The 22331-nt window shown below is 44.1% G+C and carries 18 protein-coding genes; 13 read left to right on the plus strand and 5 right to left on the minus strand.

Annotated elements, in window-relative coordinates; translation table 11 throughout:
- Positions 1-79 precede the first annotated feature (79 nt).
- On the plus strand, positions 80-877 hold the full coding sequence (locus ACBP46_RS05595; RefSeq protein ID WP_371015751.1) for a motility protein A: 798 nt from the start codon (positions 80-82) through the stop codon (positions 875-877).
- A gap of 2 nt (positions 878-879) precedes the next feature.
- Positions 880-1719, plus strand: a complete 840-nt coding sequence (locus tag ACBP46_RS05600; RefSeq protein WP_371015752.1) for an OmpA/MotB family protein — start codon at positions 880-882, stop codon at positions 1717-1719.
- Between the two features lies 1 nt (position 1720).
- Here ACBP46_RS05600 and ACBP46_RS05605 read toward each other — a convergent pair whose 3' ends face one another.
- Positions 1721-5392 carry an AAA family ATPase gene (locus ACBP46_RS05605; protein ID WP_371015753.1) on the minus strand — a complete coding sequence of 1224 codons (3672 nt, stop codon included), beginning with the start codon at positions 5390-5392 and terminating at the stop codon, positions 1721-1723.
- Between the two features lies 1 nt (position 5393).
- Positions 5394-6611: an exonuclease SbcCD subunit D C-terminal domain-containing protein gene (locus ACBP46_RS05610; RefSeq protein WP_371015754.1), complete on the minus strand. Its 1218-nt coding sequence runs from the start codon at positions 6609-6611 to the stop codon at positions 5394-5396.
- 112 nt (positions 6612-6723) lie between these two features.
- Here ACBP46_RS05610 and ACBP46_RS05615 point away from each other — a divergent pair, with 112 nt between their 5' ends.
- Complete coding sequence (locus tag ACBP46_RS05615; protein WP_371015755.1) at positions 6724-8028, plus strand: serine hydrolase domain-containing protein; 1305 nt, start codon at positions 6724-6726, stop codon at positions 8026-8028.
- Positions 8029-8045: 17 nt separating this feature from the next.
- On the opposite strand, the gene ACBP46_RS05620 is transcribed toward ACBP46_RS05615, so the two are convergent.
- A complete protein-coding gene (locus tag ACBP46_RS05620; RefSeq protein ID WP_371015756.1) occupies positions 8046-8990 on the minus strand; it encodes an AraC family transcriptional regulator in 945 nt (314 codons plus the stop codon).
- A 157-nt stretch (positions 8991-9147) separates the two neighbouring features.
- On the opposite strand from ACBP46_RS05620, the gene ACBP46_RS05625 reads away from it, so the two are divergent.
- Positions 9148-10602, plus strand: a complete 1455-nt coding sequence (locus ACBP46_RS05625) for an aldehyde dehydrogenase family protein (RefSeq protein ID WP_371015757.1) — start codon at positions 9148-9150, stop codon at positions 10600-10602.
- Positions 10603-10811: 209 nt separating this feature from the next.
- On the plus strand, positions 10812-11858 hold the full coding sequence (locus ACBP46_RS05630) for an AraC family transcriptional regulator (protein WP_371015758.1): 1047 nt from the start codon (positions 10812-10814) through the stop codon (positions 11856-11858).
- Here the strand turns inward: ACBP46_RS05630 and ACBP46_RS05635 are convergent.
- Together ACBP46_RS05635 and ACBP46_RS05640 are read right to left on the minus strand one after the other, a co-directional pair.
- Positions 11848-12360: a 2,4'-dihydroxyacetophenone dioxygenase family protein gene (locus tag ACBP46_RS05635; protein WP_371015759.1), complete on the minus strand. Its 513-nt coding sequence runs from the start codon at positions 12358-12360 to the stop codon at positions 11848-11850. The genes ACBP46_RS05630 and ACBP46_RS05635 overlap by 11 nt on opposite strands.
- Before the next feature lie 195 nt (positions 12361-12555).
- The gene (locus ACBP46_RS05640; protein ID WP_371015760.1) at positions 12556-13017 is read right to left on the minus strand and encodes a MarR family winged helix-turn-helix transcriptional regulator; all 462 of its coding nucleotides are present in this window, start codon (positions 13015-13017) and stop codon (positions 12556-12558) included.
- 172 nt (positions 13018-13189) lie between these two features.
- On the opposite strand from ACBP46_RS05640, the gene ACBP46_RS05645 reads away from it, so the two are divergent.
- From ACBP46_RS05645 to ACBP46_RS05680, 8 genes are all read left to right on the plus strand, one after another.
- Complete coding sequence (locus ACBP46_RS05645) at positions 13190-14149, plus strand: PDR/VanB family oxidoreductase (protein WP_371015761.1); 960 nt, start codon at positions 13190-13192, stop codon at positions 14147-14149.
- Between the two features lie 34 nt (positions 14150-14183).
- Positions 14184-15299, plus strand: coding sequence for a Rieske 2Fe-2S domain-containing protein (locus ACBP46_RS05650; RefSeq protein ID WP_371015762.1), 1116 nt, complete (start codon positions 14184-14186; stop codon positions 15297-15299).
- Between the two features lie 77 nt (positions 15300-15376).
- A complete protein-coding gene (locus ACBP46_RS05655; protein WP_371015763.1) occupies positions 15377-16708 on the plus strand; it encodes an MFS transporter in 1332 nt (443 codons plus the stop codon).
- 455 nt (positions 16709-17163) lie between these two features.
- Positions 17164-17340, plus strand: a complete 177-nt coding sequence (locus tag ACBP46_RS05660) for a helix-turn-helix transcriptional regulator (protein ID WP_371016054.1) — start codon at positions 17164-17166, stop codon at positions 17338-17340.
- Between the two features lie 56 nt (positions 17341-17396).
- Positions 17397-18458: a Fic family protein gene (locus tag ACBP46_RS05665; protein WP_371015764.1), complete on the plus strand. Its 1062-nt coding sequence runs from the start codon at positions 17397-17399 to the stop codon at positions 18456-18458.
- Between the two features lie 58 nt (positions 18459-18516).
- Complete coding sequence (locus ACBP46_RS05670) at positions 18517-19443, plus strand: GIY-YIG nuclease family protein (RefSeq protein ID WP_371015765.1); 927 nt, start codon at positions 18517-18519, stop codon at positions 19441-19443.
- A 107-nt stretch (positions 19444-19550) separates the two neighbouring features.
- Positions 19551-21101, plus strand: a complete 1551-nt coding sequence (locus ACBP46_RS05675; protein WP_371015766.1) for a type I restriction-modification system subunit M — start codon at positions 19551-19553, stop codon at positions 21099-21101.
- Positions 21098-22330 carry a restriction endonuclease subunit S gene (locus tag ACBP46_RS05680; RefSeq protein ID WP_371015767.1) on the plus strand — a complete coding sequence of 411 codons (1233 nt, stop codon included), beginning with the start codon at positions 21098-21100 and terminating at the stop codon, positions 22328-22330. The genes ACBP46_RS05675 and ACBP46_RS05680 overlap by 4 nt, the downstream gene beginning before the upstream one ends.
- The last annotated feature ends 1 nt before the right edge of the window (position 22331 follow it).

The following is a 22331-nucleotide window of genomic DNA, read 5'->3' on the forward strand; positions in this document are numbered from 1 at the left end:
TTAACTATTATTCATTTATTATTATAGTTTTGTTAGAAATAGTTAACGTCTCTACCTAGAGCCGTTATTTAGGCGTGAAATGAATCCATCAACCCTTATTGGCATAGTCGCTAGCGTTCTTTTGCTAGGCGTAGTCATCTTTTACACCGCTGTTGATCCTTCCTTATTTCTTGATATCCCCAGTATATTGGTGGTGGTAGTGGGAACCATGGCGGCCACTTTTATTAGCTACCCTCTTAGCGAGGTGGTGCGCATTTTTGGTTTGATCTGGACCGTATTACGCAATGAAAAACTGTACGCCCAGCACGACATTGATGAACTAATAGATATTTCGCGGTTGTGGGTTTCCGGTGATATACGAGCGGTGGAAAACGCGCTAGAGCAAATCTCTAACCCGTTTTTAAAAACTGGCGTGCAACTGGTTATTGACATGACCCCCGAAGAGGAAATTCTGGAGCTACTTCAATGGCGTATTACACGCATGCGGGCTCGTGAATACGCTGAAGCACAGCTTTTCCGTGTGATGGCTAGCTATGCCCCCGCCTTTGGCATGGTGGGTACGCTCATCGGTTTGGTTAACTTGATGTTCTTATTGGGTGATGGCGATATGACCATTATTGGTCAACAAATGGCCTTAGCCTTAATGACCACTTTTTATGGCATTTTATTATCCAATCTGCTTTTTAAACCTGTAGCTGTCAAGCTAGAGCGCCGTACTGAACAGCGTTTGGTACTTATGAACATGGTCCTCCAAGGCGTATCCATGATGAGCCAAAAACGTGGCCCAGCCATGATGCGGGAAACCTTAAATTCCTTTATGGCCCAGTACCAAGATGAAATTAATGATGGCAATGGCCGTTATTACGGCGAGGACTAGGTATGAACGCGGATAACAAACTGATTGGTCAACTCACCGCCAAAGCCAAATCACTGGAAGCAGAGCTACAACAAGCACGTATGGTTCTGCGCTCACGTAACGGCGGCACCCCACAAAAAAGCTGGTTAGCGTTGGGCGACAGCACTATGCAACCACGCGAAGAGGAAGAAACGTGGTTTGCGACCTACCTAGACATGATGACTTTATTATTAGTATTAATGATCGTCATGTTAGCTTTTGCAGGCAAGGGCGAGTTTGAATACGGTACCGATAAAGACGCCAATGCTATTGTAGTGGGTACCCGTGCAGACGGGCAGTTTGCTGGGGTAAGCATCAATGCCAATGGCACCCCCTCATACCAAGGCGGGGCACCAGCCGACACTCCACTAGCAGAAGATGAACAATCGGCTCATCGCCTAGAGGACTTAGGCTTAGAGGGGCTAAGCGATGATATTGATGTGGTGTTAAACGACGAAACGGTCAGTTTTCGTATCAATAGTGAAATTCTTTTTCCGTCTGGCCAAGCAGATCTAAGTCTGGCAGGGGTTACAGTGCTGCAATCGTTAATTAACGTATTGAAGAAAAACAACTTCCAAATTGCCGTCGAAGGCCACACGGACTCCATACCTATTCGCAGTAGCCGTTTTCCATCTAACTGGGAGCTATCTAGTTCTAGGGCAGGCAGCGTAGTGCGTTATTTTGAAGCGAACGGTATTGCCAGCGATAGGTTACGCGCCGTTGGCTACGCCGACACTCGCGCCTTAGACTCGAATGACACCAGCGAAGGGCGTGCTCAAAACCGCCGGGTTGAGCTCACCATGGAAATCCCTACAGAAAAATAAGCTATGCAATACGTTCACAACCAGGTCCTTCAAGTCGGCTACGTCCACCTTGCAGGGGCTGCACTTGAATTTGTGTAGCAATGCGTTCTTTAAGTGCTGGCACATGCGAAATCACGCCAATGATTTTGCCTTCTTGATACAAAGAACCTAATGTATCCAAGGCAATGTCCAGCGCTTCCTCGTCTAGGGTACCAAACCCCTCATCCAAAAATAACGAATCTAAACGCACATTTTGGCTTGCCATTTGTGATAGTCCAAGCGCTAGCGCCAAACTGATTAAAAAACTTTCTCCACCCGATAGGTTTTTGGTCGACCGCACCTCACCAGCCTGGTAATTATCCACTACGTTTAATACGAGCGCCTCGGTAGGGTGGCGCACCAGTAAGTACCGATCTTGCATGCGCTCTAGCTGTTGATTCGCTTGGTGAATCATGCGATCAAAAGTTAAACCTTGTGCAAAATTCCTAAATTTCTTACCGTCAGCCGAGCCTATTAATTCACGCAACTGCGACCATTTTTCTAGCTCTACTTTTTGTTGCTCCACCAAAGCTTGCTGAGCCGCCGTCTTCTGCTTTTGTTGTTGATTTCGTTTGAGTTGTGCAGTGAGCTGACCCAAATACTGTTGCTTAGCATCATACGTGTGGCGCACCGCTTGTTCATGTGCTCGCACCTGTTCTGTGGTTTGTGTTCCTAATTCCGTATTCAACCCTTGCAACTGTTCTACCGTGTCTTGATGTTGTGTTTGTAAAAGCTGTTCATCCGTCCTTAAACGTTGTTGTTGTGTAGTTAAGTTATCCCGCTCCTCTAAAGGTAACACCGCTTGTTGATACGCAGCCTCTGAATCAAAACCAATACGCTCAAGTTGTTCTACGAAACGCTTTTCGTTCGAAGAAAGTATGGTGTTTAACGCATCTATATGTCGCTTTTGCTCCGCAAGTGCCTCATAAGTGTGGGTCTTATGCGAGTTAATCTCTTGCCATTTTGCTTGAGCCTGTTGCTGCATGACTTGATCTGCTTTCAGTTGCTGCTCGAGCTGGGACTCAACCAAATCAGCAATCTCATTGCCTAGCAAACCATGGCGGTTTTGATGAAGACTTTGGCGCTCTTGGGTTAATTGGGCTAGAGTTTTCTCTATCTGCTTAAACTGCGTATGGGCTTGTGTGTAACGTGCTTGCTGATCAACCTGCGTCAAAGCAAGTTGTTGTAGTTGTTCACGGCTTTGCTGCCATGCTTGTTGCTGCTGTTGCCAGTGTTGTTGGCGAACTTGCAGTTGGGCGATGAACTCGTCAGGTAACTGCGTTGTTGTCAAACCATAGGGCTTACAACTCGTTAGCAGCGCTGTTTGCTCTTGCTCCAATCGCTCATTTAGTTGTTTTACGTCGCGCCCGCATTCTGCCACACGCTCTGCTTGCTCCTTGAGCTGCTCACTACACTGATCCATTTTTAAAACTAATGTTGCAACGCTTTGCTGGTGCTGAGCTGCCTCCTCTTTGACGGAGAGCAGTGCGTTCTCGGCAGCCGTGATTTGGGTTAATTGGCCTTGTGTTTTTTGCAACGCTTCCTTAGCCAATTGCACCTCGTGCTGTAGTTTTTCTGGTTGAGCTAACCGCTGGAGCAGTTCCACGTTCTCAAGCCCTTGGCGCATGGAGAATTGTTCAATACGCTGTGTTTGCCATTGCTGTTCTTGTTCTATTTGGTTTTGCTCACTTTGCAGTTGCCCTTGTGTACGATGCAACTTATCCCGCTTGGCTTGAACTTGTTGCTGTAAGACCTGAAGCTGCTGTTTGCTTTGACTCAACTCTTGTTGTGTCTGCGCTATTTGGGGGGTTATTGCTTGCTCAGCCCATGGGTGCTCCACTGAACCACACAGCGGGCAAGGCTGGTCTTGCTCTAGCTGGGCTCGCTCGTGCTCCATGGTACTGATACGTTGCTCCGAGACAAGCAATCGCTCTAGTGTCTGAGTGGTTTGCTCTTGAGCGCTTAATAAGCTCAACTCATGGTGCAGAGCTTGTTGCGTGCTCTGTTCTAGCTCCTTTAAATGATGAATGCGTTGTAAGCGCTGTTGGTAGTGCTGTTGCCATGCTTTGCTATCTTGCGCAAAATCCATTAAAGCTAAGGCTTTGTCGTACTCAGATTTCCGCACATCTAATTGTTCGTGCCATTGAGTCACACTGCGGCTTTGTATTAATTCCTGCCAATCACGCTCTTTTTGCTTGAGGTTAGCAAGCGCGAGTTGCAGTTGGTTTTCATGCTGCGTTTTAGTCGAGAGGATGTTTTGATGCTGGGCTTCTAATTGCTTTTGTCGCGCTTCAAAAAGCCCTAAGCTTTCTTTTTTCTTATCTAAATCCTTTTGCAGAACGTGTACATAATCAGCGCATTGCATAATAGTACCTAGCTGGGCACTTAACTGACTATCTACTTGATTTTCATCTAAATAATGCTTATGCGCGTCATGGTTACTTTGAGTTTGTTGTACTTGCTTTTGGCAGTCTTCTAAACATTGCCACTCTTTTTGTTGTGTGAGAGCTAAAGTCTGCTTTTGTTCTGCCAGATCGTTTAGCTGAGAGTCCAGACGTTGTATTGCAGCATCTAAAGCACGCACCTCTTGAAACACGGGGCGTTGCTTTTGTAGGTCTTTTTCTGAGTGCAGGGTTTTAATCTCAGCCCGTTCAACTAGTTCTTGTTGCTGCTGTAGTTGCTGCTGCAGTTGAGCTAGGCGCTGGGTTAAGTCTTGAGCTTTAGTTTTGGCTTGACATAATTCTGCACGTTGCGTCATTAATACTGAATGCTCTTTTTCCAATAGAGCCGCTTTTAGCGCTTCTTGCAAACGGTGGGCTGATGCTGCAAATGCTTGTTTTTTTTGTTGTAGACGGCTTAGTTCGTGTGCAAGGTGTAGTTGTTTTTGCTGGCATTGCTCACGTTTTTCTAGGGCATGCAACGTGGCTCGGTATTGAGCTAACTCATCACCCAGAGTCAGCAAGGTCGCTCTTAATTCCTCCAGTTCATGCTGCATATGCTGCTCTTGCTCTGATGACAAAAGCTCAATGTGATCAAGCGCTTGCATCAGGTCTTGCAGAGTTTTCTTTTCGACACTATAGCGCTCATAAGCCAAAATAGATAAGTCACTGTATATGGCTGTGCCGGTGATTTGCTCGAGTATAGGAGCACGCTGATCCGCATCAGCTTGCAAAAATGCAGCAAAATTGCCTTGGGCTAAGAGCATTGAACGCGTAAAACGATCAAAATCCATCCCCGTGATGCGTTCTATTTCACTGGCGACACGGCGTAACTGGTGTTCCAGTACTGTGCCACATTCCATTTTTGCCAATTCATGCCGTGGGGCCTGAAGTTCGCCCTGGGGATTTTTGCGTGCTCGATGCTGAGCCCAATGAACCCTAAACTGGCCGTCATCCGTTTCAAAACAAACCTCAGCAAAACATTCCCCCGTGTGCCTAGACATAATGTCATTTTGCGAAGCCGAAATGCGATCTAAGCGTGGGGTACGCCCAAACAAAGCCAAGCTAATGGCGTCAAGCAGAGTGCTCTTGCCCGAACCTGTTGGTCCAGTAATAGCAAATAACCCATGTGCTTCATAGTCAGGACAAGTGAAATCCAAAAACCACTCACCCTCTAAGGAATTCAAGTTTTTTAACCGCAAAGACAATAACCGCATATTACGACTCGAGGTACTGATCCCAAATTTCTTGGAACGCTGATTTTAAAGAAAGATGCTGGGACTCTGGTATGTTATAGCTAACCAAACACCGCTCAAATACCTCAAGCGGACTAAGCTCATCCAAGCATTGCGTTGTAACAGTCGTTTTTAACGCTTGCTGTACAACCGCTTGATTTTGAATGCGTAATACCTCAATCAGACTTTGGGCACACAAAGCCTCAATGCGCTGACGTAAATCGGTCATTAAGGTGTGATCTTGGTAAATGACCTCCACCCACGTGGATTCACCAGTACGACGTAATTCTATTAACTGTTGTTCTATCTGCGACCAATTGCCCTGTATTTGCACTAAGGTTTGAAAACGCGGTATAGGCAAGCTATGCACTGCGCGCAATGTTGCTTGATCAAACTCGACAATACACACCTCTTTTTGCTGCGCGGCCTCGCCAAACCCCATAGGAATGGGGGAGCCACAATAACGAATATGCGTTTGCTGCGCTACTTTTTGCGGCACATGCAAATGCCCAAGAGCAATATAGTCGAAAACAGTGGGAAAGCGTGCAGCAGAAAAATGCCCTAATTCACCCACATATAAATCGCGCACCCCATCGTCTTTAAGCAGTTTCCCTCCCGCCGTAAACAAATGACCGGTTGCCACAATAGGAACAGCTTGTGGCAAAGAATCGCGTAAAGCCACCGCAATAGCTGCAACCTCGTCATAATGGGCTTGAATTCCTGCAATCAGCTTTTGTGCTTTGTCCTCTACACTTTCTCCCGCTTGGACCGTACGAATATCACGATCACGCAAATAGGGTACAGCACATACAATTAGCTCCACATCGCCCGCTGCATTTTTTAATGCAAGCACCTCATCCTGGCGTTGCGTACAAGCTTGACCCACCACATGAATGTCTAAACTGCTTAACAACTGCTGAGGCGCGTTAATAAAAGAGGGCGAGTCATGATTACCCGCAATGATGACCACATGCCTACACCCAGTCGCCGCCACCTGTGTTAAAAATTGATAGTACTGAGCTTGGGCTTGATTACTTGGTGTACTGGTGTCAAACACATCACCAGCCACTACTAATACATCAATGGCTTGCTCTTTTAAACTACGCAACAACCAGTCTAAAAAAGCCTGAAACTCTGCCTCACGTCGCTTACCATACAAATGACGCCCTAAATGCCAATCCGAAGTGTGAAGTAATCTCATAAAATAGAAAAAATGGTATGCAATGTATGTGAAGTGGGAGCAATGAAATGGTAAGCCGCAATCAACACTTAATAAAAGCAGCCTCTTTAGTGAGCACTAAAAAGAACTCAGAATGAAAAAAGTGATTATAACGTTCATGCTAGCGCTGAGCAGTTTAAGCAACGCAGATACTCAACCCACCCAATATTTAGATGCTCAAGCTTCCGACCCAAGCGTTATGGGCTGGATGACCGGATTTCCCCCGCCCCCAGCAGCGCTTATTATGCAGCCCGAATCCGACTTTTTTAGCTTTCCTAAGCTACGGTGGACGGTCTGCCATATTCGCGAATTAATGCCAACCAAACAAGTAAGTAAAGGCCTAGGCTCGCCCAATACCTTGTCGTATGCCATCGATAACAATATCGATGCCATCACATTTCGCCCTTTAGGCAGTGAGGATGAAATGACCTGGGCCGAATCTTTATCAGCTAATTATACTGACGGCATTTTGATCCTGCACAAGGGGCGTATTGTGTATGAAAACTATGCGGGCTGTTTAACTGAGGCCGGCCAACACGCCGCCATGTCCATGACTAAATCGCTCATAGGGTTACTGGCTGAAGTGCTCATTGTGGAAGGCAAATTAGACGAACAGGCCATGGTTGCCTCTCTGATTCCCGAGCTCCAACACAGTGCTTTCGGTAGTGCCACCGTGCGTCAAGTGATGGATATGACCACAGCCCTTGATTACAGCGAAGACTATGCCGACCCCAAGGCGGATATCTGGCTTTACTCGCAAGCAGCTAGCCCACTGCCCAAGCCCAATGGCTACACAGGCCCCAATGGCTACTTTGACTATTTGCAAACAGTAGAAAAAAAAGGAACCCATGGCGAGGCCTTTGGTTATAAAACCATCAATACCGATGCCTTAGGCTGGATTATTTCTAGGGTAAGCGGTCAAGATGTTGCCACTCTTTTGTCTGAACGCATTTGGAGCAAAATCGGCGCTGAACAAGACGCTTATATGACAGTAGATGCCAAAGGCACGCCCTTTGCAGGAGGCGGGCTAAGTGCGGGCTTACGAGATCTAGGACGCATTGGGCAGCTGGTACTCAATAAAGGCCAGCTGGGTGGGCGTCAGATCCTGCCCGCGCAAGCTATTGAAAACATTCAATTAGGCGGGGATAAGTCCGTATTTGCTAAAGCCAATTACACCACTTTGCCCAATGCAAGCTACAAAAGCATGTGGTGGATCTTTCATAATGACCACAGGGCTTTTGCAGCCCGAGGCGTGCATGGACAAACCATTTATATAGACCCAACGGCGGACATGGTGATAGTACGATTTGCCTCTTTTCCCGTAGCTAGTAACGCTGCCATGGATCCAACCTCACTCCCTGCGTATCAGGCAGTAGCGGACTACTTAAAAAAGCAATAAGTTAATTTCCCTCGCAATTAGCTGGGGGTAGAGTGCAGCCGACGCCCGCTTGGGGTCATGTCAAAACGACGACGGTAGGCTTTGCTAAAGTGGGCCTGGTCTGAAAAGCCAACGGCATAAGCAATTTCTGAAAGTAGTAAATAAGAATGGTTTACTATCAACTGATCAGCAGCAAGCAGACGAAGCTCTAATAAAGTCGCCCTAAATGTTGTATTGCGACGTTGAAAAAGGGCTTGTAAGGTTCTGGGTGCAAGATTGACGTGCTCACAGACTCGTTGAAGACTAAGACTGGAATCCGCCAAATGCATCTTTATATAGGAACAGGCGCGTTCATACAGCACCTGTTGAAAGCTGTCTTGATCTTTATAAGAGTAGGGGTCTCCCTCGACCGTCATCGTGACTAGATTAAGTAAACAACTGCTTGCAAGCCCTACTTGATGGGGCGTAAGCTCGTCAAAATTGTGTACTAAGCTAGTTAAATAGTCTTGTAACAAATGGCTGCCGGCATTGTTGGGTAAAGGCCGAGCTACAAAATCATGAATTAACCCAGAGTGTGCTAAAGGGCCAACTAGCGGCAGGCGCACACATGTCATTACCACCCCATCATCAAAATCAAAGGTAAACGGAGAGCTACCTATATTAATACTGAGCTCGCCAGGAGCAATAGATTGATGCCTGCCATATTGCTGCAATTGACATAAGCCTGCACGATGCTGATTGATAAACAACCAATCATTAAACGGCTCTGAGGTATTACAAATCACCTGGTAAGACTGAGCTTGTAATTGGTTAATAGAAAGGTCGCCTGCTTTTTTTGACTTTAAATACGCATGAAAAGGTTGAGAGGTGTGCCTGAGTTGCGTTTGTACTTTTAAAAAAGCAGACGAAATGGCTTCATTCCATACAGATAAAGCGCATTCAGACTCTAGTTCGTGCGTACTCCAAATTGTAGTCCGTTCCATGGTGCTTTTACTCAGTCAATGCGCCTAAAGACAAATAGATTGGCGCGTAAGTACAAGACAAGGCTTGAGATTTATTGATAATAAACACATAGAGACCCCGTTATTAAAAATGACGAAATATCCATAATTATCAATAGACACCCTTAGGAGACGACAAATGAGTTCAACTGTAAAGACCTATTATCCCTATATTAATGGTCAGTTTTGGCAATCCGAAGGCCAGCCGATGAAAGAGGTAAGAAACCCTTTCAACGGAGACTTAATTGGGAAGGCTTACTTAGCCACAGCAGCAGATATTGAGCTTGCCCTAGCCAGCGCCGAGCGCGCTCAAAAAGACTGGGGTAACACATTAGCCAAAGAAAGGGAGGCTGTCTTATTAAAAGCGGCTGACATTGTAGAGCGTCGTCGCTTAGAGATCGTCAAAGTACTAGTTGAAGAGGGCGGGAACGTCTTTGGTAAAGCAATGTTTGAGTGCGACTACATTATTAGCACTTTTCGTATTGCAGCGGGTCAAGCACGTGATATACGTGGTGAAACCTTGCCTACAGAAATACCAAATCGCTTATCGATGACCATACGTCGGCCCGTAGGAGTGGTGGTAGGCATTGGACCATTTAATGCGCCCTTGTTATTAAACGGCAAAAAACTTGCGCCCGCATTAGCTGCTGGCAATAGTTTTATTTTAAAACCTTCGCCGTATACACCCTTAGCGGCTTTGCTCTTTGCAGAGATTCTTGAAGAAGCAGGGTTACCACCTGGAGTATTAAGTGTTATTCCTACTACAGACGACGCAATGGGCGACACGCTTTTTTCTGACCATCGCGTCAAATTAATTACATTTACTGGCTCAGCTCGTGTAGGGCGCTTTTTAGCCGAACTGGCTGGGCGCTATCAAAAACGCATTGTCTTAGAGTTAGGAGGAAAAAGCCCTTTAGTCATATTAGCGGATGCAGACTTAGACTATGCTGTGCGTTCTGCCGCGTTTGGAATCTTTTTCAACCAAGGCCAAGTGTGTATGGCTAACTCGCGCATCATCGTTGAAGCGCCAATTTATGATGCGTTTTGTGAAGCCTTTGCCAAAAAAGTCAAACAAGTCCCCTTTGGTGATCCTGCTCTAGAGCAAACTGCAGTAGGCCCTTTAATAGACTCCAATCAGGTCAACTTTATACAAAATCATATTAATGATGCTATTTCTAAAGGAGCCAGTTTACTCACAGGAGGCAAAGCTATAGGAAATATACTGGAACCTTCCGTATTGGTAGACGTGGAACCAGGAATGGAAGTCTACAGTGAAGAAAGCTTTGGGCCATTAGCTGCTCTGTACAAAGCACGCGATTTTGATCATGCCGTAGACATTGCCAATGATACCTCCTACGGTTTGTCCTCAGGTATTGTGACGAATGACCTACAAAAAGCGTTTGATTTTGCTTTGCGAGTAGAGGCCGGATCTGTACACATTAATGATAACGCCTTTGACGACGATCCGAACGCACCGTTTGGTGGGTTTAAAGATAGTGGGTATGGCAAAGAAAACGGACGTTATTCGATTGAGGACATGACTGAACTGAAATGGGTCACGGTGCAATTAGGAGAGCGCCCGTTGCCGTTTTAAAACGCAGTTGTATCGCGGCGTGTTTTGTTTTAATAAACCCCATAATCTGCCCATCAAGTAAATGTGATAGACAGCTCACCCCCATGCTTGTGCACGTAGACGAGTGGCTTTCACAAAGCTTCTAGTAGGGTATGCCCATCTGCAGCAGCCATTAGAAACACTCTATCATGCTCTCAGTAGAGGTTAAATCTAAGTAAAGGGTAGACTTTATGCAGACACAGCTTACGCTTGATGTATCGCCTATTTACTCTTATCCCATTATCCAGTCCCGATCTGCGGTTAAATCCCACCAAGAACTTAGTCACAGCATTTCAGGTCATGAATTAGAGTGGCGTAAAGGTAAAGTGAATACTCGACTTTTTCGCTATAACCTCGAGCAAATAAGCATGATGGTACTGGGCTACGGGGCAGAGGTAGAAATTCAAGCCGTAAAATTTCAGGGGTTTAGCTTAGTGCAAATTCCTTTGCGCGGCACAACCGAAATAATAAGTGATGGGGTGTCGGTTATAGCCAAACCAGGAGAAACCGTTATTGTTACCCCAAAAGAAAAAGTACAAACACTGTGGCAATTGGGATGTGAGCAATTGCTTTTAAAAATCCCTCATCATCTAATCAGTCACTTAGCTCAGGAAAGTGTATCACCACAACTTCGCCCCCAGGGCACTTCTGCTTTATGTCCTGCTTATAAAATACAACCTCAAATCACCCAGCAATGGTATGCACTACTTCAGCAACTAGTCATGCTGCCAAACTTGTATGGAACAAAAGGACTAAAATCGGTTTGGCTTCGCCATTTTGAGACCAATATTGCATTGTTTTTACTAAGCCATCAGCCCAGCGTAGACCAAACAGAAATTACGCCCCTGTTGCCCAAGCAAAACCATACCAGTATTACAACCGACATTAATCAAAATCGTTTAATGCAACTAAAGCGCTACGTACAAGCCCATTTAACGGAAAAAATAACGCTAGCCAATTTAGCCCAAGTTGCCGGGGTCAGCACTCGCACCCTAAATGTGCTTTGCCATCGACAAGTAGGCATGTCACCCATGACGTGGTTACGCACAATTCGGCTTGATGCCGTTCGGCAAGCACTTTTAGCTAACTCTACAACAAGTATTACGGAGCAGGCACTAGCACATGGCTTTGATCATTTAGGTCGATTTTCTTCTTATTATCAGGCACGTTTTGGCGAGCTTCCAAAAAACACCAGACAGAATCTCACCAAAACAGCCAAATCCACAATTAACGAATAAAGAGCGCTTCATTAATAGGGAGATTATGCTTCTCACAGTACGTAAGGTAATGATCTATCATCCAAAACACATCGACTATTTCAATAATACGATCATTTTCATCTAAAAACTCAACCGGCGTGCCTAGCTGAAACAGGGTTTCCATTCCTGTGTCTGTCATTAAAGTATGAGCTCGCCCAGGTGCTTCATTAAAATACGATCCGGCCGTAGCCACCCAATCGTATTCTTTATAATAAAGACTACCAGATAACACATAACCCATCACTGGGGCTCGATGTCGATGGCGGCCTAAAGCGCCCCCTTGGGTAGCTCTCATAATATGCACAGAGACATTATTACGAATATCAAAACTTAGATGCCGCAAGGAAACAATATCGTTCATGGGTATCCAAGGAGACGTCTGCTCAGAAGCATCTAAATAACCTTCTTCCGGCGCAAACCTTGCACGTATCTCATCTAAACGTTCTTCAAGAGCGATATAGCTATCAGTATTTTGTCTCATCCAATTTCCCTTTGTTATCAAACACTTGTTTTATAATGGGCTTCACAGTCTATGACTTATTCAGCTCAAAATTTAGTGTAAAGACAAGGGTCTAATAAAAATAGCCATAATACGCATGCGCGATTATCCGTTTTTTGCATTGTAAGGGTAAGTTATGACTTATAGAGAAGGCACTACTTTGAGCATATGTCTCTTTTAAGGTCGATATTCATTTACATAGTCTATTTGACTATGTAAACGGTTAAGTATGTCGACAAAAATCTCTCTTTCCTCTGGAGTTAAGGTTTTTAAAAGTCGCCGTTCTCTTTCCTGAGCAATCTCAAAAATTTCATCATGTAGACGATAGCCTTCAGCAGTAAGACTTAAACACTGCTTTCTAGCATCTTTTTTATCTGGTTCAGACTGTATATAGCCTGCCGTCTGTAATGTTTGCACTGATTTGCTAACAGCGCTTTTATCTAAGCCAATAACTTGGCAAACGCGTTGTGCAGGAATGTGGCTTTCTACTACAAGCATAGATAAAACACGCCATTCAACAATACCAATATTGAAACGCTCCCTATACAGTTGAGAGGATCCGGAGGAGAGCTTGTTAGCAATAAAGGTAAGTAGAGCAGGGGTGTAACGCTCAAGGTCTAGTTTTTTAGTCGACGTCATAATTTATAAGATGCCTTAGGGTAAACATTAGTTGATACATCAACTTATTGTTTTTATAGTTGAATCGTTGGTAAGTCAACTAATTGATGGGCTAAGGCTTAGAAATAAGCCTCTGCACATCACTTAGTTTATTTGATGATAACTGCATCTGAAAAGCTAGGGTTGTACAGCTATGGATACGAATACTTTGAATCTTATTGTCTCACGAAGAGTGCAAGAGGCCGAGGACATAATCAGCTTGGATTTAGTTTCAGCTGATGGGGGGCTACTGCCCACTTTTAAACCAGGTGCTCACCTTGATCTCCACCTGCCTAATGGTTTAATTCGTCAATATTCTTTATGCCATCCTGCATCCAAATCTATAGATAAGTACTCTATCGCCGTTCAGCGAGAAAAAGAGTCTAGGGGCGGATCAAAAGCAGTACACGATCAATTAATAGAGGGGTTCTCTCTAAGCGCTAGTACACCTAGAAACCTATTTGAGTTAGCACCTAAAGCAGATCTGCATGTATTGCTAGCGGGTGGCATAGGTATTACTCCTTTGATTTGTATGGCTCAAGAACTTGCAAGAAAAAAAGAAAGCTTTGAGCTTCATTATTTTTGTCGTTCACAAGAACGTGCTGCCTTTAGAAGTCTCTTAGCCTCCGAAGGTTTAGCGTCCTCAGTTCATCTGCATATACAAACAGATAGTCGCTCTGAAATAGCTAGGATTTTGAAAAAACCTAATCCAAAGACTCATCTTTATATGTGTGGTCCTACTGGTTTTATGGATTATGTCTTAGAGGTTGCTCATCAAAACCACTGGGAGAGCACAAATATACATAAAGAGTACTTTGCTGTAGAGGCAGCTCCGCAGCAAGGAGATCAAAGTTTTGAAGTACGGATTGCCAGCACAGGAAAGACATATCAAATACCTGTGGATAAAACAGTTTTTGAGGTATTAGACGAAGCGGGCGTAGATATCCCTGTGTCTTGTGAGCAAGGGATTTGCGGTAGCTGTGTGACCGGGGTGCTAAGTGGCGTACCTGATCATAGAGATCATTTTCTAACAGACGATGAAAAGGCAGCAGGCAATTGCTTCACTCCATGCTGTTCACGAGCACAAAGCCCAAGCTTATTACTTGACCTTTAAATAAATGAATCAAAATTAATTTTGAGGAACGACAATGACTATTGCAACAGTAGAAACTACAAAAAATACAGCAGGAAAAAATAAATTCCCTCTTAATCAGTGGTATGTAGCAGCTCTTTCATCTGAATTGAAAGATAAACCTATTGGCCGCACCCTGCTTGAAAAACCTATTGTGCTTTTCAGAATGGGAGATGGAACGGTTGCTGCACTAGAGGATCGGTGCTGTCATCGCGCATTACCTCTTTCCAACGGAATGGTAGAGAGCTGTGGATTACGATGTGGTTATCATGGCTTGCTATTTAATCAAGAGGGAAAATGTATTGAAATCCCTGGTCAGGAAAAAATTCCATCTAGAGCTAAAGTGGCTTCGTATCGTGCTCAAGAGCGTGATGGCCTGATTTGGCTGTGGTTTGGTCAAGATCAATATACAGAACCCACTTGCAATGCACCGTCTTATTTCGTGCACAGCGATCCAAAGTACGTCTACGGTGGGGGAGTTTATTATTACAACGCCCCATATCAGTTAATTCATGACAACTTATTGGATTTAAGTCATTTGGCTTATGTACATCCACATACTATTGGCGGGAATGCAAAAATTCACATGAATGCAGAAATGAAAGTGGAAAGTGAAGGGGACAAGGTAAAGGTGGTCCGTTATATGCCTAACTCAGAGCCTCCAGCAACCTATACTGCTGCTTATACATTTAACGGGAATGTGGATCGCTGGCAAGAGATTGATTTTCATGTCACGCACCTTTTAATTTGGACAGGTGCGATTGATCACAATACCGCAGAGTTAACTGACCCCGAACGAGGGGGCTTCCATATGCGTGGATTCCATGGCATCACCCCTGAAACAGAAACGACTTGTCACTATTTTTGGACTATGGCCACAAACCCTAGCAATAATGTTGAGGAAATAAAAAAGAAGGTAATTGAGCAGACTCAACTAACTTTTGATGAAGATAAGGAAATAATTGAAAAACAGTATCAAAATATGCTGCGTTTTGGACCTAAACCGATGGTTGATATTCATGTTGATGTGGGAGCTAATCGTGCTCGCAGGATTATTGAGAGATTATGCCTAAAAGAAGAGCCTCATTCTGAGCCAACGCAAGAAGGTATTTTAGAGGCTGCCATCGCCTAAGCGATTTAAGCAAAGAGCAAGCAAAGTAGTCTATTTCCTAGAAGCACTTTGCTTACAAAAATAATGAGGGGACAAAAATGAAATCTTCAGTCGCTACAGGCATGAGTCAAAAACCAATGAGTATTTTTCAATGGTTTGTTATTTCTCTGTGCTTTTTAATCAATATGCTAGATGGATTTGATGTCTTGGTTATGGCATTCACAGCCTCCTCTGTATCCAATGAGTGGGGACTTGGAGGGGTACAGTTAGGTTACTTATTAAGCGCTGGACTGATAGGAATGGCCTTAGGGTCGTTAATCATAGCTCCTTGGGCAGATCATATAGGACGCCGTCCTTTAATAATGATTTGCATAACAATTACAGGCTTCGGCATGTTGGCCTCGGCGTACGCACAATCAGCTTTACATTTAGGGACTCTTCGCGTATTAACAGGGCTTGGGATAGGAGGGATTCTTGCGAGTAGTTATGTTATAGCAGGAGAATATGCTTCAGACCGTTGGCGTGGTTTAGCAATCAGCCTACAAGCCACGGCCTATGCTTTAGGAGCAACAATAGGTGGATTAATTGCAACTCAGATTATTCCTAGCTTAGGTTGGAGGCCAGTTTTTTTCTATGGCGGTATAGTCACCTTAATTACCCTTCCTATCCTATTTATTTGGCTTCCTGAGTCCCTAGACTTTTTAATGTCTAAACGACCTAAAGATGCTCTTAAAAAGGTAAACTTGATTCACTCCAAAATTGGACTGCAGTTATTTAATAAGCTCCCTGATATTTCAAGCTCGGAACTGGGCCCTAAAACCAATAAAGTCGGAAGTTTATTTTCATCGGGATTGGCAGCTTCTACCTTATTAATTTGGGTAGCTTTCTTCATGATCATGTTCACCTTTTACTTTGTCATGAGCTGGACGCCTAAACTGTTAGTAACGGCTGGTTTGTCTACCCAACAAGGTATTACTGGTGGTGTATTGCTCAATGTGGGTGGAATTGTAGGAACGTCTTTAATTGGGTTCTTAGCTGCTAAATATCGTTTGTCTCGCTTGCTAATCATTTACTTCCTTGTCAGCGCTGTTTTGATGAGCGTCTTTGTCAGCTTAACTAACAATTTACACTTAGCGTTTTTAACTGCCTTAGCATTAGGTGTGTTTGTTAATGGCTGTGTAGCGGGACTTTACTCTATCACCCCTAGTATTTACAGTGTCACGCAGCGTGTAACAGGATTAGGCTGGGCCATTGGCATTGGAAGATCAGGAGCTATTTTGTCTCCCTTGGTTGCTGGTGGGCTCATTGATGCTAACTGGAGCCCAGAACAGTTATTTACCCTATATGCAGGTGCTTTCTTGTTAGCCGCGCTTGCTATATTTCTGTTGCAACGTAGACCAACCTCTTTGACAGTGCCACAACCAGCATAAAGGCATTTATTTTATACCTCATAGGCTCTTTCATGGAGCCTATTTTTTTACGTCGTTCCTCTATATTTATGAACCTAAGCGTGCAGTTAAAAAAGCCGGTCAACCTTGGCTTTTCTCTTTATCTAAGACCTATACCTATCTAACGAACCTGATATAGAAACTCGTCAACAGCTTGAGTACATCAATCGGTAGGAAACTTAACCTCTCATCTGGTTCTGATCAGGCTATAGAGGCTAAAAGTTTAGTTAACAGTTTAGAAATCTGGTTTATTGCTTAAACGATTGTCATGCGGCTACAGTTGAGCGTCATTTTTAATGGTGCTGGTTCATGTTGTAGAAGTGGTGCCGGCCGTCCGGCTTGGCGCGAACTTCTGCCTTCCAAGACAGAAGAGCAACATGACTACAACACACAAAAGCAAATCGACCTATTCAATCCTCGAAGACCAATTTGTGACCATGGAATTCATCACAGGGTTAACGACCTTAACGAATAAGTGGTTTTACAAACTGATTCAAGAAGGCAAGTTTCCCAAACCAATTAAGTTGAGTCGTAGGCCATTGTGGCTAAAAAGTAAGGTAGAGCAGTGGCTCAGGCAGAAGATTAAGGTGCCCAGAGCAGAGGTAAGCGCTTAGATGCCTGTGATTGCTTTAACGCTATACTTAGTAAATCACTTTACAGGTAAACCAAGATGAGTCGTTACGATCCACCAATACAAATTAGTCCCAAAATTTTAAACCTGGTTGCTGAGATTAGTGAGTTGCTTGGGCGATACGCAGAGCGTGAACGTCGGGCTCATTCTCTACGTTTACGCCGAGCTAACCAAATTCGCACTATTCACGGTTCACTAGCAATAGAGGGTAATAGCCTAAGCGTCGATCAGATTACGGCTGTTTTAGAGGGCAAGCTTGTTATTGCCCCCCCTCGAGAGGTGCAAGAAGTTAAAAATGCTTTAGCTGTTTATGACAACTTTCATATTTATCAGCCAGACAAAGAGTCAGACCTATTGGCAGCACACGAGGTCTTAATGACAGGTTTGATGGATGAGAGCGGTCGATATAGAAGTGGTGGCGTTGGCGTAATGAGCGGCAAGGAGGTTATTCACATGGCACCTCCTGCTAATCAGGTGCCTCGTTTAATGCATGACTTGTTTAACTGGCTTCAACACACTGAACACCATCCTTTAGTAGCAAGTGCTATTTTTCATTATGAGTTTGAGTTCATCCACCCATTTGCCGATGGCAAGGGGCGGATGGGCCGCTTATGGCAAAGTTTGATTTCAGCGAAGTGGAATCCCTTATTTGCTAACTTACCGATTGAGTCCCTCGTCTATGCTAATCAGCTAGATTATTACCAAGCCATTGCAAATAGCACCGCACAAACCAATAGCGCACCTTTTGTTGAGTTTATGCTAGGCGTTATTAGCCAAACGTTAAGGCAGCAAATACTAAGTGAAGAGCAAGAGAGCACTCAAGATCTAGAGCAACGGCTAGAGTCGCAGCTAGAGTTACGGCTAGAGTCAAACCTTGCCGCTAAAGTCTTACTCTTCATTAAAGATCAACCGTTGAGTAAATCAGAGTTGGCAGCTTCATTAGGGCATAAGTCCATATCAGGTGAGTTAAATAAACAGGTAAAAGCTCTGTTAGAAAAGCAATGGATTCAAATGACGATTCCTGACAAGCCGACTAGCCGACAGCAAAAATATGAGTTGACGACACAAGGCAAAGAGCTCTTGCAACAGTTAAGTCAATGATGAATACAAATGAAATAGTTAAAAAAGGGGTGGGGCTGTTACAAAAAGGAGAAGTAAAGTGGGGCAAGGTCGTAGTGTTAGATTATTTTTAGTAGACGGTTCACCACAAGGGCTAATTACCGCTGAGATTATGAATTGGACAGGGCATGTCTTAACAGGCCCTAGAACTAAGTTAGCAAAGTTAGTGCAACGTCCAGAGAGTAAACGCACCGGTATCTATTTTTTAGTGGGTAGTGATCCTGAAGGTGGGGCATTGCCTTTAGTCTATATCGGTGAAAGCGATGATGTCAGCACCAGACTCAAACAGCATAATCGCACTCAAGAGTCTGGTGGCAAAGACTTTTGGGAACATGTGTGGCTAGTCACAAGTAAGGATCAAAACTTAACTAAAGCTCATGCTAAATACTTAGAAAGTCAGCTGATTCGTAGTGTGAGTAAAAGTGGTTTATGTAAATTAGAAAATGGTACCTCTCATGACTACGCAAACTTGCCTGAGTCAGATCAAGCCGATATGGCTTTTTTCATTGAGCAATTACGTACCATTTTGCCCGTTTTAGGTTTTGCGCATTTGCGTAGTCCAGAGCCTGACTCTAGTGAGTGCAGTAAGGCGGTAGCTGCTACGACGACAGAGTCGCCTTTGTTTACCTTTTCTCTGCCCACCAAAGGGATTAAAGCTCAAGCTAAAGAGTTAGATGGACAGTTTGTTGTTCTAGCAGGCTCATCTGCTCGGGGTGATTGGGAAGGTGTTGCGGGTGGCTATGAGGGGCTTTATGAGCAGTTGTGCGCTAGTGGTGTGTTAGCTAAGACAGAACTGGGGCAGCGTTCTTTTACGACAGACACGGTTTTCTCTAGCCCCAGTGCAGCAGCAGCGGTAGTTGCAGGACGCAGTGCCAATGGCCGTAAGTCTTGGGTGATAGATGGAAAATATTTAACCTATGGAGCGTGGCAAGAGCAGCAACTCAGCGATGAATTTATCGATCAGTAGCCCCCTCATTATGTAAATGAGAAAAACCTAGCTAAAATGAGTCCATTTGTAAATTAAGCAATCACTGTCTAAGACAGTGACTTAGAGTCAGTCTTTTAGGAAGTAGTATGACAGGTCAACAACAACGTGCTGAGCTTCAGCGCCGTATATGGCAAATCGCTAATGATGTGCGCGGATCCGTGGATGGGTGGGATTTTAAGCAGTACGTACTGGGTGCTTTATTTTATCGCTTCATCAGTGAAAATTTTTCTAATTATATTGAAGCAGGTGATGAAAGCATTAATTATGCCGCCTTGCCTGATGAAGTCATTACTCCAGAAATTCGAGATGATGCGATTAAAACCAAGGGGTATTTTATTTATCCTTCCCAGTTATTCGCCAATGTAGTTAAAGACGCGCACCGTAATGAAAGCCTAAACACCGACCTTGCTCAAATTTTCTCTGACATTGAGAACTCTGCGAATGGCTATGCTTCAGAAAAAGATATTAAAGGCTTGTTTGCTGACTTTGATACCACGAGTAACCGCTTAGGCAATACCGTTAAAGATAAAAACGCACGTTTGACAGCAGTACTAAAAGGCGTTGCAGAGCTTAATTTTAGTGATTTTAGCGGTAGTCAGATTGACCTGTTTGGCGATGCGTATGAGTTCTTAATCTCTAATTATGCAGCAAATGCTGGTAAGTCGGGTGGTGAGTTCTTTACACCGCAGCATGTCTCTAAACTCATTGCCCAGCTAGCCATGCACGGTCAAAAAAGCGTGAACAAAATTTATGACCCTGCTTGCGGGTCCGGTTCTCTATTGCTCCAAGCGAAAAAACAGTTTGATGAACATATCATTGAAGACGGTTTTTTTGGTCAAGAGATTAACCATACGACCTATAACTTAGCTCGTATGAATATGTTTTTGCACAACATTAACTACGACAAGTTTAATATCCAGCTAGGCAATACGCTGACCGATCCGCATTTTGGTGATGACAAGCCGTTTGATGCCATTGTGTCTAACCCTCCGTATTCAGTGAAGTGGATTGGTAGCGATGATCCGACACTGATTAATGATGAGCGCTTTGCTCCAGCAGGTGTCTTAGCACCTAAATCCAAGGCAGACTTTGCTTTTGTTTTACACGCGCTGCATTACTTATCCAGTAAAGGGCGAGCAGCGATTGTGTGTTTTCCTGGTATCTTTTACCGTGGCGGCGCAGAGAAGAAAATCCGTCAATATTTAGTAGATAACAACTACGTTGAAACGGTTATTTCTTTAGCCCCTAACTTGTTTTTTGGTACTACGATTGCTGTGACTATCTTGGTACTGGCGAAAAATAAGGCTGATACCAACATTCAGTTTGTTGATGCCAGCGAGCTGTTTAAAAAAGAAACGAATAACAATATCCTTACCGATGAACATATAGAAAAAATCATGGCAGTGTTCGATAGCAAAGAAAACATCGACCACTTTGCCCAATCTGTACCAGTTGAAAGCATTGCTGCCAATGATTACAACCTATCGGTGTCCAGCTATGTAGAGGCGGAAGACACTCGCGAGAAAATTGATATTAACGTGTTAAATGCTGAACTTGAAACCACGGTGGCAAGAATTACTCAACTGCGCAATGAGATAGATCAAATTGTGGCGGAGATTGAGGGAGGTGGGGTATGAGTCAGCTAAATGTATCGCGTTTTATGGAGAAGCTGCTGGGTGGGGTTGAGGTAGAGTGGCAGCCATTAGAAGATATTTCGGTAAAAATATCCTCGGGTGGAACACCTAAAACTAGTGTCGCCGAGTTTTATAATGGTGATATTCCTTGGTTGAGAACTCAGGAAGTCGATTTTGGTGAGATATGGGATACGGAGATAAAAATTACGGAGGCAGGGTTAAAAAATTCCAGCGCTAAGTGGATTCCAGAAAACTGTGTGATTGTAGCAATGTATGGTGCGACTGTTGGAAAAATAGGAGTTAATAAGATTCCAATGACTACTAATCAGGCGTGTGCAAATATAGAGCTAGATACAGAAAGAGTCAATTACCGGTATGTTTTTCATTTTTTGTTAAGCCAGTATGAATATATAAAATCACTTGGTGCTGGGTCACAAACTAATATTAATGCGGGGATCGTTAAAAAAATAAGTATCCCTATCCCCTGCCCAAACAACCCCAAAAAATCCCTAGCAATACAAGCGGAAATCGTCCGTATTTTAGACGCATTTACCGCTATGATCACCGAGCTGACCACCGAGCTTAACCTACGCCAACAGCAATACAACTACTACCGTGACCAGTTGTTGAGTTTTGATGAGGACGAAGTGGAGTGGAAGACGTTGGGGGAGATTGCTGAATATTCAAAAAAACGTGTTAGCTCTGAGGTGTTGGATGAATCTAACTATGTTGGTGTAAATAACCTTCTACAAAATCGAGCAGGAAAGACAGAATCTGACCATGTGCCAACTGAAGGCAACTCAACTGGCTATAGCTATAACGATATCTTAATTAGCAATATTCGACCCTACTTAAAGAAGATATGGCATGCTGATCGTGACGGTGGAACAAATGGTGATGTTTTAGTTGTGCACCTTACAGATTCAGCAGTTATTCCAAGATATTTATATCAGGTACTGGCTGATGATAAGTTTTTTGAGTACAACATGCAGCATGCCAAAGGTGCGAAAATGCCACGAGGCAGTAAAGCAAAAATTTTGGAGTACCTAGTTCCAATCCCTAGTAAAAAAGAACAAGCCCGCATCGTCGCCATTCTCGACAAATTCGACACGCTTACCACGTCGATCACCGAAGGTTTGCCCCGCGAAATTGAGCTGCGCCAACAGCAGTACGAATATTACCGCGATTTACTGTTGAGCTTTCCTAAGCCAGATAGCGAGAAGGTAGCCTGAT

It is taken from the genome of Paenalcaligenes hominis, assembly GCF_041359055.1.
GTDB lineage: Bacteria > Pseudomonadota > Gammaproteobacteria > Burkholderiales > Burkholderiaceae_B > Paenalcaligenes > Paenalcaligenes hominis_A.

What these genes read in the sequence shown, in the direction of transcription:
- ACBP46_RS05615 (WP_371015755.1), top strand. Translation starts at nt 6,724, where the DNA reads ATGAAAAAAGTGATTATAACGTTCATGCTAGCGCTGAGCAGTTTAAGC.
- ACBP46_RS05605 (WP_371015753.1), bottom strand. Translation starts at nt 5,392, where the DNA reads ATGCGGTTATTGTCTTTGCGGTTAAAAAACTTGAATTCCTTAGAGGGT.
- ACBP46_RS05675 (WP_371015766.1), top strand. Translation starts at nt 19,551, where the DNA reads ATGACAGGTCAACAACAACGTGCTGAGCTTCAGCGCCGTATATGGCAA.
- ACBP46_RS05660 (WP_371016054.1), top strand. Translation starts at nt 17,164, where the DNA reads ATGGAATTCATCACAGGGTTAACGACCTTAACGAATAAGTGGTTTTAC.
- ACBP46_RS05680 (WP_371015767.1), top strand. Translation starts at nt 21,098, where the DNA reads ATGAGTCAGCTAAATGTATCGCGTTTTATGGAGAAGCTGCTGGGTGGG.
- ACBP46_RS05655 (WP_371015763.1), top strand. Translation starts at nt 15,377, where the DNA reads ATGAAATCTTCAGTCGCTACAGGCATGAGTCAAAAACCAATGAGTATT.
- ACBP46_RS05665 (WP_371015764.1), top strand. Translation starts at nt 17,397, where the DNA reads ATGAGTCGTTACGATCCACCAATACAAATTAGTCCCAAAATTTTAAAC.
- ACBP46_RS05595 (WP_371015751.1), top strand. Translation starts at nt 80, where the DNA reads ATGAATCCATCAACCCTTATTGGCATAGTCGCTAGCGTTCTTTTGCTA.
- ACBP46_RS05645 (WP_371015761.1), top strand. Translation starts at nt 13,190, where the DNA reads ATGGATACGAATACTTTGAATCTTATTGTCTCACGAAGAGTGCAAGAG.
- ACBP46_RS05625 (WP_371015757.1), top strand. Translation starts at nt 9,148, where the DNA reads ATGAGTTCAACTGTAAAGACCTATTATCCCTATATTAATGGTCAGTTT.
- ACBP46_RS05650 (WP_371015762.1), top strand. Translation starts at nt 14,184, where the DNA reads ATGACTATTGCAACAGTAGAAACTACAAAAAATACAGCAGGAAAAAAT.
- ACBP46_RS05610 (WP_371015754.1), bottom strand. Translation starts at nt 6,611, where the DNA reads ATGAGATTACTTCACACTTCGGATTGGCATTTAGGGCGTCATTTGTAT.
- ACBP46_RS05640 (WP_371015760.1), bottom strand. Translation starts at nt 13,017, where the DNA reads ATGACGTCGACTAAAAAACTAGACCTTGAGCGTTACACCCCTGCTCTA.
- ACBP46_RS05635 (WP_371015759.1), bottom strand. Translation starts at nt 12,360, where the DNA reads ATGAGACAAAATACTGATAGCTATATCGCTCTTGAAGAACGTTTAGAT.
- ACBP46_RS05630 (WP_371015758.1), top strand. Translation starts at nt 10,812, where the DNA reads ATGCAGACACAGCTTACGCTTGATGTATCGCCTATTTACTCTTATCCC.
- ACBP46_RS05620 (WP_371015756.1), bottom strand. Translation starts at nt 8,990, where the DNA reads ATGGAACGGACTACAATTTGGAGTACGCACGAACTAGAGTCTGAATGC.
- ACBP46_RS05600 (WP_371015752.1), top strand. Translation starts at nt 880, where the DNA reads ATGAACGCGGATAACAAACTGATTGGTCAACTCACCGCCAAAGCCAAA.